At 42.0% G+C, this 12,827-nt stretch carries 12 protein-coding genes; 6 read left to right on the plus strand and 6 right to left on the minus strand.

All coding sequences use genetic code 11. The annotated features are described in order from the left end of the window. Positions 1 to 1,673 (minus strand): acyl-CoA dehydrogenase family protein (locus QZ488_RS19020; RefSeq protein WP_293751699.1); only part of this gene is annotated, 1,673 nt, incomplete at its 3' end. A 107-nt stretch (positions 1,674 to 1,780) separates the two neighbouring features. Then, on the minus strand, positions 1,781 to 3,025 hold the full coding sequence (locus tag QZ488_RS19025; protein ID WP_366509070.1) for a sodium:proton antiporter: 1,245 nt from the start codon (positions 3,023 to 3,025) through the stop codon (positions 1,781 to 1,783). Positions 3,026 to 3,213: 188 nt separating this feature from the next. On the opposite strand from QZ488_RS19025, the gene QZ488_RS19030 reads away from it, so the two are divergent. The 4 genes from QZ488_RS19030 to QZ488_RS19045 all read left to right on the plus strand — a co-directional run bounded on the left by QZ488_RS19030 (position 3,214) and on the right by QZ488_RS19045 (position 7,124). After that, positions 3,214 to 3,411, plus strand: a complete 198-nt coding sequence (locus QZ488_RS19030; RefSeq protein WP_293751701.1) for a DUF1289 domain-containing protein — start codon at positions 3,214 to 3,216, stop codon at positions 3,409 to 3,411. Next, entirely contained in the window at positions 3,411 to 4,337 is a 927-nt protein-coding gene (dusC, locus tag QZ488_RS19035) for a tRNA dihydrouridine(16) synthase DusC (protein WP_293751703.1), read from the plus strand. Before QZ488_RS19030 ends, dusC begins: the two co-directional genes overlap by 1 nt. Before the next feature lie 88 nt (positions 4,338 to 4,425). After that, positions 4,426 to 5,847 (plus strand): amidohydrolase, encoded by a 1,422-nt coding sequence (locus QZ488_RS19040; RefSeq protein ID WP_293751705.1) that lies wholly within the window; start codon positions 4,426 to 4,428, stop codon positions 5,845 to 5,847. Continuing rightward, positions 5,844 to 7,124, plus strand: coding sequence for an amidohydrolase family protein (locus QZ488_RS19045; RefSeq protein ID WP_293751707.1), 1,281 nt, complete (start codon positions 5,844 to 5,846; stop codon positions 7,122 to 7,124). Before QZ488_RS19040 ends, QZ488_RS19045 begins: the two co-directional genes overlap by 4 nt. 73 nt (positions 7,125 to 7,197) lie before the next feature. On the opposite strand, the gene QZ488_RS19050 is transcribed toward QZ488_RS19045, so the two are convergent. Together QZ488_RS19050 and QZ488_RS19055 are read right to left on the minus strand one after the other, a co-directional pair. Further along, positions 7,198 to 7,380: a hypothetical protein gene (locus tag QZ488_RS19050; RefSeq protein WP_293751709.1), complete on the minus strand. Its 183-nt coding sequence runs from the start codon at positions 7,378 to 7,380 to the stop codon at positions 7,198 to 7,200. A 48-nt stretch (positions 7,381 to 7,428) separates the two neighbouring features. After that, positions 7,429 to 8,085 carry an arylesterase gene (locus tag QZ488_RS19055; protein WP_293751711.1) on the minus strand — a complete coding sequence of 219 codons (657 nt, stop codon included), beginning with the start codon at positions 8,083 to 8,085 and terminating at the stop codon, positions 7,429 to 7,431. Position 8,086: 1 nt separating this feature from the next. Between QZ488_RS19055 and QZ488_RS19060 the strand changes: the two genes are divergently transcribed. Both QZ488_RS19060 and QZ488_RS19065 read left to right on the plus strand, forming a co-directional pair. Then, on the plus strand, positions 8,087 to 8,803 hold the full coding sequence (locus QZ488_RS19060; protein WP_293751713.1) for an ABC transporter ATP-binding protein: 717 nt from the start codon (positions 8,087 to 8,089) through the stop codon (positions 8,801 to 8,803). Positions 8,804 to 8,807: 4 nt separating this feature from the next. Further along, positions 8,808 to 11,342 (plus strand): FtsX-like permease family protein, encoded by a 2,535-nt coding sequence (locus tag QZ488_RS19065; protein WP_293751715.1) that lies wholly within the window; start codon positions 8,808 to 8,810, stop codon positions 11,340 to 11,342. Positions 11,343 to 11,428: 86 nt separating this feature from the next. Here the strand turns inward: QZ488_RS19065 and QZ488_RS19070 are convergent, their stop codons facing one another. Next, complete coding sequence (locus QZ488_RS19070) at positions 11,429 to 12,322, minus strand: TIGR01777 family oxidoreductase (RefSeq protein WP_293751717.1); 894 nt, start codon at positions 12,320 to 12,322, stop codon at positions 11,429 to 11,431. Between the two features lie 24 nt (positions 12,323 to 12,346). Then, positions 12,347 to 12,715, minus strand: coding sequence for a dihydroneopterin triphosphate 2'-epimerase (gene folX, locus QZ488_RS19075; RefSeq protein ID WP_293751718.1), 369 nt, complete (start codon positions 12,713 to 12,715; stop codon positions 12,347 to 12,349). Positions 12,716 to 12,827 lie beyond the last annotated feature (112 nt).

Raw genomic sequence — 12,827 nt, forward strand, 5'->3', positions numbered from 1 at the left:
TCAACATCACCGGCTAATTTTTCGTAAGCTGTTTGAGCCATTTGTGCCCAGAAATAACCCATCATGATATAACCTGAGTACATTAAATAATCGACTGAGGCTGAACCCACAATGTCTCTGTCTTTTTTAGCTTTAAGGGCTAAACGCATGGTGTATTGCTGCCAGTTTGCGACATTTTTACTTAATGCCCAAACAAACTTATTCATTTGACGTTTGTGTGGGTTACTAGAAAGCATACTTTTGTCTTTACAGAAAACTAAGATTTCTTTGCTGAACGCTTTTAATGACTTACCACGAGTTAGTAATACTTTACGGCCTAATAAATCCAGTGCCTGAATACCGGTTGTGCCTTCATACAAAGTTGCGATACGTACATCACGAACAATCTGCTCCATGCCCCATTCTTTGATATAGCCATGGCCACCAAATATTTGCATACCATGACTGGCGCTTTCACAGCCTAGTTCTGTTAAAAAGGCTTTAAGAATTGGGGTGATAAAGCCTAATCTATCGTCTGCTGCTTTACGTGCTTCATCTGTTGTTGCCATTTCTATATCATCAGCAATCTTGGCTGTATAATACACCATGGCACGTCCACCTTCTGAGATGGCTTTTTGAGTCATCAACATCTTACGCACGTCAGGGTGCACTATGATGGGGTCTGCTACTTTTTCTGGAAACTTCTTACCGGTTAAGGCACGCATGGATAAACGGTCTTTGGCATACAATAATGAGTTTTGATAAGCCAGTTCAGAGGCGCAGACACCTTGTAACGCCGTTCCTACACGAGCGGTGTTCATAAAGGTGAACATACATTCTAAACCCTTATTTTCAGGGCCTATCAATACACCTTTGGCACCATCAAAATTTAATACTGCAGTGGACGAGGCTTTGATCCCCATTTTATCTTCAATGGCACCACAGGTGACGTTGTTGGATTCACCTAGGTTACCTTGTGAGTCGACTTGCATTTTTGGCACGATGAATAATGAAATACCGCGCGTGCCTTCAGGTGCACCAGGAAGACGAGCTAAAACGATATGAATGATATTCTCGGTTAAATCGTGTTCGCCAGCAGAAATAAATATTTTAGTGCCCACAAGATCATAAGTACCATCGTCATTTGCTATAGCTTTAGTTTTAACTTGGCCTAAGTCTGTACCACATTGAGGTTCGGTCAAACACATAGTGCCTGTCCATGTACCTTCGGTTAAACGAGTAAGGAATAATTCTTTTTGTTCATCTGTGCCATGGGTCTGAATTGTGTTCATCGCACCATGACTTAAGCCGGGATACATTGCCCATGACCAGTTCGCAGTGCCCATCATTTCTTGTTTCGCCATGCCTAATGAAGGTGGAAGTCCTTGACCGCCATGTTCGATAGGGTGAGATAAACTTTGCCATCCGCCTTCGACATACTTGTTATAAGCTTCTTTAAAGCCTTTAGGTGTAGTGACAACGCCATTGTCAAATTTACAGCCTTCTTTATCACCACTTTGGTTTAAAGGTAATAATTCGTTTTCACAAAATTTTGCACATTCTTGTAATATTGCATCTACTAAATCAGGTGTCGCTTCAGCGAATTCAGGGTATTTCTCATAGTGAGGGTAATAGTCAAATACATCTTCAATAAGAAACTTTATGTCCATAATAGGCGCTTTGTACTGCAACATAGTAGAACTCCAAATTGGTTGGTTTTGATAAACTTTTATGGAGTATAGCAGATATTTTAACTGGTCTAACCACTGGTGCGAAAATACTTATTTATAGGTTACGAATGTTACTTAGTTTTTGTTGGTTTGGACTTTAAAATCCAAGGAATGGTTGGGGATTGAATAAATAAAGTAAATAAAATGACGCCAAAGGCCATAGATTGAACTGTCCACCAGCCTTCAATTTCAATAGGTAGAGATAAGGCCAAAGCAGCAGTCACTGCTCCCCTAGCTCCCCCCCATGTCAATATAAGACTATCTTTCGAACTTAGGCTAAATTTGTTGAAACTAGTGAATAAAGGCAGAAAAGCAAAAACAGAAAGCAGTCTCACCAATAAAACGGCGCCAATAGCTAAAAGCATGGCTAACCATCTATCGGTAAACATCTGCACTGTTATAGTCACACCCAGTAGTAGGAATAGCATTGAGTTTGAAAAGTAGCTGATCACATGCCACCAGTAATCAATAAACTCCTTATCCTTGCTGGAAACATATTTATGATGAGCTTGATTCATGATGAGGCCCGCACTTAACACTGCCATCATGCCAGAGACTTGTAAATAATCTTCAGCCAGCATAAACGAGCCATAGGCGATGGCTATCAATAAAATATTTTCTAATATTCGAGTCTTTAATATAAAACTAAAAAATGTACCGATTAAGCCACAGAGTATTCCAAATACAAGACCACCAAAAAACTGCCAACAAAAAATTGTCAGTTTTTCCCACCAATCTATAGAAAAATCACCGAAACCAGCACCATTAAAGCTTATGGCGATTGCGACAAAAGAGGTGAATAGAACAACACCTATTGCATCGTTAAATAAACTTTCACCTTCTAAAAGTACGATGGTTTCATTGGATGTCTTTAATGCCTTTAAATGGCGGATCACCGCCATCGGATCGGTAGCTGCTAAAAGGGAACCAGCTACGAGTGCTGTGTAAATTGGAAATCCTGTCGGATGGCCTATAAAAAAATAGAGTAGAAAAGCTATGATTACTGTGGCCAGAATCATAATAGGTAAAGCCAAAACTAGAATGGGTAATAATGATTTTCGTAATTGTGTCTGGTCGATACTATAGGCAGATTCAAAAATGATAATAGGCAAAAACACATAAAATACTAACAGAGGAAAATTGCTAGCACGAATGCCCGTGTCGTATCCGAAGTTTACCACCAACTCAGAACCAATAAAGCCAACCACGATTAAAATTGCCACAAAAGGTAAGCGAAGCCAACGAGCAATCGGTTCAGCCAAAAGACTGACGAATATCATAATGATAAGTGAGAGTATGAAGGTTTTGATGATCATCGAGAGATTATAAACAGAGTTAAAGAAGAGATGCTATTGATAACCATGGCATTCATTTTTAATGGGATATCTCAGTCCAAACTCTTTTTCAAGTTCATGCATTTTTCAGACTTTGTGGCTTTTATAAACTTTGGTTTCCTCTAAGCTTATTGATAGAATGCACATAATTTATTTAGAATGAATCTTCCATGACTAATCCTTCCGAATCCATCGAATCTCCCTGTATCCGAAACTGTTGTCTTGATGACAAAGACATGTGTTTGGGCTGTTTTAGAATGTTGGATGAAATCTTGATTTGGAGTACTGCAAGCTCACAGCAGCAGTTTGATATTGTGCAGGCATGTGCCATACGTAAGTTGAACAAACCTGAAAGTGAGATGCGTTAGTGCAAATTACCTTAGCGCCGATGGAAGGGGTAGTGGACCACCTGATGCGTGACATGTTGACCCAAGTGGGCGGTTTTGATTTATGCGTGACTGAGTTTGTTCGAATTGTTGACCAATTGATGCCTAAACGAGTCTTCTATCGGATATGTCCTGAATTAAATAATCAAGGTTTTACACCTAATGGTGTGCCAGTGAAAGTGCAGTTGTTAGGTCAACATGCTGATTGGCTGGCTGAAAACGCTTTTCGCGCAGTTGAATTGGGCTCACATGGCGTAGACCTCAACTTTGGTTGTCCTGCTAAAACAGTCAACAAAAGCAAAGGGGGAGCGGTGTTGCTTAGGGAGCCTGAAACGATTTACCAAATTGTTAAAGCTGTACGTCAAGCTGTTCCCAAAGGGCAAACCGTGAGTGCCAAAATGCGTTTAGGTTTCGATGATACGTCTTTGGCGGTAGCTAATGCACAGGCCATTGCTGATGCAGGGGCTGACTCGTTAGTTATCCATGCGAGAACTAAGGTTGACGGATATAAGCCACCTGCTTACTGGGACTGGATCGCCAAGATCAAACAGCATGTTGATATTCCAATTGTAGCCAATGGCGAAATTTGGAATGAATCCGACGCTTCAAATTGTCAACAGCAATCAAATTGCGAAAACATCATGTTGGGCCGTGGTGCCTTGGCCATGCCGAATTTGGCTCAGGTGATTAAGGGGCAACAAGCGCATATGCCTTGGGAGCAGGTTAGGGCTTTACTGGTACGATATTCCGGTTACGAACTGTTTGGGGATAAGGGCAAATATTACCCTAATCGAGTCAAACAATGGTTGGGTTATTTAAGCCGACAGTACCCAGACGCTGAAGTATTGTTTATGCGGATTAGAGCGTTAAAAGGTGCCGATGAAATCTTGCAACAGATCCAATCCTAGTAAAAACATACGTATGATATTAGGATGAGCTATAAGCAACACAGATTGCTTTTTCATACACAATAACGACTCAGTATCAGGGAACAATATGAAAACTTTAGATAATAAGCGACAGCTGTTTAAGTTGGCTGCTGTTGCAGGCTTATTTGCTTTGGTGGGTTGCTCAGACTCAGACCAAGATAAAGCCAAAGAACCAGCGTTTCAGATAAATCAAAACCCCTTTCCAAGCACTTATAAGCCAATGGCTAGCAAAAGTGTATTAATTACTAATGCTACGGTTTTAGATGGTATCGGTGGCGTATTTAATGACAGTTCGGTGTTATTACAAGATGGCAAAATTGTCGGTATAGGTAATGATTTGACCTTACCAGATGACGGCGTGACAGTGGATGCTAAAGGCAAGTGGGTTACCCCTGGTATTATTGATGTGCATAGTCATTTAGGGGTTTATCCAGCTCCCGGTGGTACTGCTCATTCTGATGGCAACGAGGCAACCAAACCTGTCACTGCGCAAGTTTGGGCAGAACATTCTATTTGGCCACAAGATGCTGGTTTTCAAAGAGCCTTGGCTGGTGGTGTTACTGTTATGCAAATTTTGCCGGGCTCTGCGAATTTAGTTGGTGGACGAGGTGTAACAGTCAAAAATTTGCCCAGTGCAACCGTACAAGACATGAAATTTCCAGATGCACCTTACGGTATGAAAATGGCCTGCGGTGAAAACCCTAAACGGGTATATGGCAAAAAGGGCGGCCCTTCAACACGAATGGGTAACGTTGCAGGTTATAGGCAAGCTTGGTCAGATGCACAAAACTACCAGCGTAAGTGGGACAAATATTATGCTGACCATGAAGCGGGTAAAGACGTCAGTGTACCTAAGCGTGATTTGAAATTAGAAACCTTGGCGCTAGCGTTAAAAGGCGAAATTCTAGTTCATATGCATTGTTACCGTGCCGACGACATGGGCACCATGTTGGATGTCATGAAAGAATTTAATTATAAGATATCGGCATTTCATCATGCGGTTGAGTCTTACAAAATTGCTGACCAACTCGCAGAGTCTGGGGTGTGTTCGGCGATGTGGGCTGATTGGTGGGGCTTTAAATTAGAAGCGTATGACGGAATTCAAGAAAACGTACCTATGGTTCATGCAGCTAAAGCTTGCGCAATAGTGCATTCTGACAGCGATTTAGGTATTCAAAGGCTTAATCAGGAAGCCGCCAAAGCTTGGGCCAATGGTCGCAGAGCGGGTATCGATATTAGTCAAGCAGATGCTTGGCAATGGTTATCAGCAAACCCAGCTAAGTCGCTTGGTATATTTGAACAAACTGGCTCGTTGGAAAAAGGCAAAAACGCAGATGTGGTAATTTGGTCCGCTGACCCGTTTTCAACTTATGCCCAAGCAGAACATGTTTATTTAGATGGGGCGTTAATCTTTGACCGTAACGATCCTGCTTCATGGCCAGTAAGTGATTTTGAGTTGGGACAACCCGGTGAAGGAGATAGCAAATGAACAGATTGATTAAATACTCATTGCTAAGCAGTATGTTGTTGACCCAAGTTGTTGATGCTAAAAGTATCGCAATTGTAGGAGCCAAGGTGCATACCATGTCGTCACAAGGCACGGTTGAAAATGCCACTGTGTTAATAAAAGACGGTAAAATCCAAAGGGTCATGCAAGGCGACGCCGCGTTAGCCGGATACGAAGTGATTGACGCCAAAGGCAAAGTGGTAACACCAGGGTTAATTGGTGCTAGCACTAGTTTGGGGTTGGTCGACGTAGGTTTTTCTGCGGGTACCAATGACAGTAATTCTAGTTTGACTAGTATCTCTAAGACGGGCGCGGCTTTTGATGTGTCCTATGCCATCAACCCTGATTCGTCGTTAATGGCTATTGCACGTATTGAAGGTGTCACCTCGGCGGCCACGTCAATGGGACGCACTGGCCAATTGTTTAATGGTCAAGGCGCTTTGATTTCTTTGGCTGATAGCAGCAATCCTGTAATCCAAGCGCGAGGATTTATCAGCACTAGAGTGGGTAATAGCGGCGCTGACACAGTTGGCGGCTCTCGCAGTGTACTTTGGGTTAGCTTAGAAAAAGCATTGGCTGAAGCTAAGTTTGCCATTGGCAAGTCGCTCACGCCTAGCGATGAATGGCACGGCGAGTTAAGTCGGGCTGACATCGCAGCATTAATCCCTTTAGTTAAAGGCGAAATACCACTGTTAGTGGATGCGCGCAGAGCAGCTGATATCAGGCAGGTTATTGCCCTAAAACAACGCCAACCTAAACTGAATATAGTTATTACCTATGCAACTGAAGGCTGGCGAGTGGCTAAAGAATTAGCCGATAACAATATTTCAGTGATCCTAGACCCTGAAGCTAACCTTCCTTATGGTTTTGACCAATTAGGCTCAACCTTAAAAAATGCTGGCCGTTTAGCGGATGCTGGAATCCAGGTAAGCATTGGTATGGAAACCCACAATATTCGATTAGCAAGACAACACGCAGGTAATGCTGTAGCAAATGGATTAAGGTGGGAACAGGGGCTTGCAGCGTTAACGATAAACGTGGCTAGGTTATATGGGATTGATGATCAATTCGGTAGTCTTGAAGCTGGCAAAACAGCCGATGTGGTGATTTGGTCTGGTGACCCTCTAGAGGTAACTGAGGCTGCCGAGTTAGTCTTGATTGCAGGAGAGTCAATTGATATGCAGTCTAGGCAAAGTAAACTCAGAGACCGCTATTTACAGTTACAATCAGCTAAGCCGATGCAGTATATTCGCCCTTAAATTAATAGATTAAGTAAACGTCCAATAAAAAACCGAGTTAGTTAACTCGGTTTTTTTTATTCAATTTTTTGTTTTAAACACTCACATCAACAACAGTGCCTACTCGCTGGTCTTGCGCCGGAGGCGGCTGACTCTCTTGCGGAGCTGGGGTTTCTAGTGCTGTCTGTTGCACAGCTCGATTCACTTGTTGTATTGAGCCCGTTTGAGTGGGTGCAACTTGACCAAGTGAGCCCGCACCTGATGATCTTATTTCCATACCGTTCTCCTATTCATAAAAGAATGACTGCAGGGTTATTCTAGTTGTTTATTTTTTATTCTGCCACGGTAAAATAATTTCACCTAGTGTTTTTTGCATGTCTTTGGCGATAATAATTTGTGCTTCAGCATTGGGATGAATGCCATCCCGTTGCATTAAACTATTATCCAACGCAATGTTTTCTAAAAAGAAAGGCAGCATTGTCAGCGTATATTTTTCCGCTAGTTTTGCATAACTGCCGGTAAACATTTGGGTGTACCTTTTTCCATAATTAGTTGGAATTTGCATTTGTTGCAAGATGACCTTTACTGCATTTTTTTGCGATAATTGAATTATTTTCTCTAAATTATCGCGCATCTTACCTACTGGATGCCCTTGCAAACCATCATTGCCACCTAGTTCAACAAAAATGTGAGTGGGACTATGTTGCTCTAATAATCTTGGTAACCTAGCTAGTGCTCCGTCTGTGGTTTCACCACTGATGGCAGCATTAATTACCTTGATGCCTTGATCTTGCCACGCATCTTGTAACAAACTTACCCAGCCTTGCTCTTGCTTTATACCATAAGCAGCACTTAGGCTATCACCTAAAATAAGCAATTTGGTTTCTTTAGCCAGTATCTGATCTGAAATCAGTAATAAGGGTATAAAGATAAAAAATGTATAAATTTTATTTCGCAACGAATTGGTATTAAGAAACAGCACTATGACTCCAACTATGATTAAGACAAACGGTATTAGCAAAACAGTTACTACGACTCAAGGTCAATTACAGATCCTCAAGCCTATTAGCTTTGAAGTCAAGGCGGGTGAGTCGGTTGCCATTGTAGGTGCGTCGGGTTCCGGTAAATCTACCTTGCTTAGCTTATTGGCGGGGCTAGATGAAGTGAGTGAAGGTGAGATATATATTGACGGTCAGGCCATGCAAAACATGGATGAAGAGCAGCGAGCGCAACTAAGGGGAGCTAAAGTAGGCTTTATTTTCCAAAGCTTTATGTTAGTTCAAAGCTTAACCGCGTTAGAAAATATTATGTTGCCAGCTGAAATCGCAGGCCATAGCGACGCGAAAAAAAGAGCCTTGGATATTCTAGAGTTAGTTGGCTTAGATCATCGAGGCGATCACTATCCCAATCAATTATCCGGTGGTGAACAACAACGAGTAGCAATAGCACGGGCATTTATTTCTCAGCCTAAAATTTTATTTGCTGATGAGCCCACTGGTAATTTAGATGCTGCTAATAGTGAAAAAATAGAAAGATTGTTGTTTGAGTTAAACCAGAATTCTAATACAACCTTAATATTGGTGACGCACGATTCTGTGTTGGCTGGGAAATGTGAGCGCCAATTACATATGCAAGCAGGTGAATTGACTGAAGTTTCTTCTAGCTCCGTGAGTGAAACAATCGCTCAAAAAGCGGGGTAGTGATATGACCAATCATACTTTCAGTTTAGCTTGGCGGCTATTTCGGCATGAAACCAAGCGTGGTGAGTTAACTATTATATTATTGGCGATTATATTGTCAGTGGCTTCTGTGTTATCGCTGTCGTTATTTAGTGAACGTTTAAAATCAGCGTTAACTGAAAAAAGTGCTGAGTTTATTGCTGCAGATAGGGTGCTTCAGTCAAACAAACCGGTGGATTTTGCTTGGATTGAAAAAGCCCAAGAGATGGGCTTAAACACCGCCCACCAAACCTATGCGCGTTCTATGGTTTTTGCTAACGAACAAATGGACTTGGTGGACTTAAGGGCTGCAGGTACGGGCTATCCTCTCAAAGGCACAGTCAAAGTAGCCAATGAACCCTTCACTCAAGGAGTAGCTATCACCCAACTCCCCGAGTCTGGAGAGACCTGGATTGAATCTCAATTGTTTCAGACCTTAGGGATTAACATTGGCGACAATATTGAAGTAGGTGACAAGATATTTAAGGTCAGCAAAGTTTTGACCGAAGTGCCTGACGCTGGATTTAGTGTGTTTGGTGGCGATCCTAAAGTATTGATATCAAAAGAAGATTTAGCGGCAACTAAGGTTGAAGGGCCAGGTAGTCGAGTGGGTTATAGTTACTTTTTTACCGGCGATGCTGCTGATTTAGATGATTATTACGATTGGCTCGAACCGCAACTAGACAGAGAGCTGCACGACTGGGACTCTATTGAAGACGATGAATCTGGCATAGGCCGAGCTGTGGGCAGAGCAGGGCAATATTTCTTATTGGCCAGTTTGTTAGCCATTGTTTTGGCCGCGGTCTCGATAGCAGTAGCTGCACAGCGTTATAGCATGCGTCATTATGATCCAGTGGCGATAATGAAAACCTTAGGTGCACCGAAACAAATGGTGCAACAAATTTATCTATTACAGATTTTGTTTATTACTGCTTTGGGGATCACCATTGGCGCTATATTGGGCTTCCTCATACAACAACTCGTTGTCGCAGCTATTGCTGGCAAGGTCGATGTGTCGATGGATGTGTGGCATTGGCGTCCACTGATTATCGCCATCTTTACTGGTACTGTGTGTGCGCTGTTGTTTTCATTGTACCCATTGATGAAATTATTTTCTGTCTCGCCTCTGCGTGTATTACGCCGAGATCTAGGGGCTAATTTAAGTTCGAGATTGATCCAATTTGTAGCATCAGGCGGCGCGATATTTTTGTTGATGTGGGCCTATAGCCAAAATATTAAAGTCAGCGCTATCCTATTTGTGACAGGCATAGTGTTGGTTGTTAGTTTGTTAGCCGTAACCTATGGATTGATTTGGGTTGGGCGTAAATTTGGTCAAGGAAAAATGGGCGCTTGGCAATTAGCGTGGGCCAGAATTCATCGCCGAGCAATGGACAATAGTGTGCAATTGATTAGTTTTGCCGTGACTATTATGTTGCTTTTGATCGTATTAGTGATGCGCAACGATATGGTACAACAATGGCAAAACCAATTGCCGCAAGGCACACCTAATTACTTCTTAGTGAATATCAGCCAAGCGCAACAACCTAATTTGCAACAACATTTCGTTTCAAATCAAGTTGTTGTTGATAAGTTTTACCCTGTTGTGCGTGGCAGATTTGTTGCTGTAAACGATGAAAAAGTGCGTACTGCTGTCTCTAAAGAAGATCCAAATGAACAAAGCAATGGTCGTGACGGATTAGGTAGAGAAGCCAATCTAACCTGGAGCAATACTTTGCAAAAGGGTAGCGAAGTGGTGCAAGGGAAATGGTTGGGCGTTAACAATGATAACGACACCGTAGCCGAAAGGCCTTACGAAGTCTCTATTGAGGAAGGCATTGCAGAACGTATGCGGCTTAGCTTAGGTGATAAGTTGACCTTTAATATTGGCAGTGAGATCGTTGATCTTAATGTGACCAGTATTAGAAAGGTTAACTGGCAATCTATGCAGCCTAATTTTTTCTTTGTGATTGAACCTCGGGCCTTAAAAAGTTTTATCCCCACTTACATCTCTAGTTTCAATTTGCCATCTGAGCGAAAAGCCGATATCACGCAATTGATGCAGCCTTTTGCTAACGTTACTTTGATAGATGTGGATGCCAGAATTAACCAACTGCGTAATATTGTTGATCAAGTCTCAATGGCTGTGGAGTTTATTCTAATATTAGTATTAGCCGCAGGCGCATTGGTATTGATTGCTCAAGTGCAGGCCAGTATGGATGAACGTCAACAAGAGCTAGCTATTTTACGCACGCTAGGTGCCAAAGGCAGACTGATAAGGGCCAGTGTTGTATTTGAATTTATTATCATTGGTGTGGTAGCTGGTGCGATGGCCGCCGCAGCAAACGAGCTCAGTTTGTACATGTTGCAGACCCAAATATTTCAAATGCCCGCCAGTTGGCATTTAGAGTATTGGATCATAGCGCCAATAGCAGGCGCGCTGGTAGTGGGTATTCTTGGGGCGTTAGGTTGCTGGCGTTTATTATCACTCAATACCAGTCAATTACTGCGTCAGATGGTCTAAACAAAAAAGAAAGTTGCTACCTTTGGGGTATCAACTTTCTATCTTTTGTTACTTCAATCAATCCTTTTATTTATCCCTACTTTTGCTTACTTACTTAAACACTCAAAAGCTTGGGATAAAGTGGGATAGATAAATTCATAGCCACTTTCTTGTAAACGACTAGGTACTACTCTTTGGCCGTATAAAACCAAATCAGCCATTTCTCCCATCATCATTCGTAGCACAAATTCAGGCACTGTAAACAGACATGGGCGCGAAAGAGCAGCGGCAAGTTCGTGGCTAAACTCCTTATTGGTAACGGGGTTAGGAGCAGTGAAATTATAAACACCTTCGCAGCTCTCATTGGTAATTAAATGGGCGATGCCTCGTAGCATGTCTTCAAGGTGTATCCATGACATAAATTGTTTGCCGTCACCAAGTGGGCCACCTAAACCTAACTTAAATGGCAACAACATCTTTTGTAAAGCGCCGCCTCTTTTGGTGATGACGACACCCGTGCGCAGTATACACACGCGGGTTTTGTCTGATTGTGCTTGATTGGCTAAAAATTCCCAACGTTTGCATAGTTGGTGGCTAAATTCATCATGGGCTGACGAAAAGTTTTCATCAATTATTTGGTCCTGCTGACGACCATAAAAACCTATCGCTGAACCACTTATTAATAACTTGGGGGGATTTTCACCTGCCTTAATAAGTGCCACAATTTTTTCAGTGATTGACCAACGGCTGTTTTCAATTTTATGTTTTTGCTCAACTGTCCATTTTTTTGCGGCAATGGGTTCACCGGCTAGATTAATGACAACGTCGTAGTCGTCTAAATTGGAAAGATGTGTAAGTGTGGATAAAAAGTGAATTTTATGCCCAAGTATTTGCTCCGCCATGGCCACATTTCGAGTGTACACAGCAATATCACAAGGGCGCAGAATAGGAATAAGCGCGGAACCAATTAAACCTGAACCACCAGTGATAAGTATTTTCATAAAGTCCTTAGAATAACGTTTACTCTACGCATCTTTGTTGCATGATAAACATAAAGAAACAGAATCAGCGAAACGTAAGGCATGGGGTTTATCTACTTCTGCTTCAGCGTAATTAACCCAAGGGTGTTCCGCGGCAATAGCGAGTACATCAGCAGTTAGTTTTTCGAGTAACGAGAATCGATTGTTTTCGACCAGTTTTATAATTCTTTTGGTGATGGTTTTGTAATTGAGAGCATCGTCCATGGCATCTGAATCTGTTGCTTGATCAGCGCGGTAATGTATTTTTACGTTGATGACTACATCTTGCATATTAACTATTTCGTCATCGTTAATACCAATGTAAGTGCGTAAACGTAAATTTTTAATCCTAATAGTAGCTGGGTTTAGCTTCATACTTGTCCTAATGGTTTTCTTTTTATTATGCGCTATAAAATACCATACAGATCTGCTAGTTTGCTCACAAGGTATTCATTCAGAAACTTCATATGCAAATCAAATCTCAAAG

Source organism: uncultured Paraglaciecola sp., from assembly GCF_913020055.1.
GTDB lineage: Bacteria > Pseudomonadota > Gammaproteobacteria > Enterobacterales > Alteromonadaceae > Paraglaciecola.